Below are 765 nucleotides of genomic sequence, written 5' to 3' on the forward strand. Positions count from 1 at the left end.
GGCCTGTGGCCATGGCAGCGAGAGTGTCGAAACATTGGCGCTTTCGCAGCTCAGGGCACGTCTGTGCTCGCAGGAGCGAGGCTCTGAAGGGACTTTGCTGGAGGGTTTTGTATCCCTGATACCGGGTCAATTGGCCCTGGCCACCAACCACGAAGGTGGGTGCTGGTTGATCAATTTTGACGAATGACGACAAAGAATTAAAAAGAAAAAGCGAGAAAAAAATGAACTACCAACAACACGAAGTCACCGGCGGTGTACCGGTCAAGATGTGGACCAACGGGGTGCCGGTGGAGGCCCAGGCCCTGAAGCAGCTGGAAAACTCCGCGCGCCTTCCCATCGTGTTCAAGCACGTGGCCGTGATGCCCGACGTGCACTACGGCCTGGGCGCCACCATCGGCAGTGTGATCCCGACCTTCAAGGCCATCATTCCGGCTGCCGTCGGTGTGGACATCGGCTGCGGCATGATGGCCTGCAAGACCACGCTGCGTGCTGAAGACCTCCCTGACAACCTMGGCCCGCTGCGCTCAGAAATCGAAAAAGCCGTGCCGCACGGGTCAGCGCCCAAAACCTATCGCAGGAACGGTTCGGTGCGCGAAGTCGGCGCCTGGACGAATCCGCCCAGCGCGGCCGATGCGGCCTGGGGCCAGCTGGTCGATGAGTTCGAGGCGCTATGCCTGGACTATCCGCGCCTGAAGAACACCAACAACCACCGCCACATGGGAACCCTGGGCGGCGGCAACCACTTTGTCGAGGTATGCCTCGACG

2 protein-coding genes are annotated in these 765 nt (G+C 60.6%); both read left to right on the forward strand.

The window, feature by feature from the left end; translation table 11 throughout:
• On the forward strand, nucleotides 1-187 hold a 187-nt coding region (locus AC1D0Z_RS23355), incomplete at its 5' end, for a hypothetical protein (protein ID WP_477660502.1).
• Nucleotides 188-221: 34 nt separating this feature from the next.
• A partial coding sequence (locus tag AC1D0Z_RS23360; RefSeq protein WP_477660503.1) for an RtcB family protein occupies nucleotides 222-765 on the forward strand: 544 nt, incomplete at its 3' end.

The sequence above is a fragment of the Polaromonas sp. P1_E3 genome, assembly GCF_056405935.1.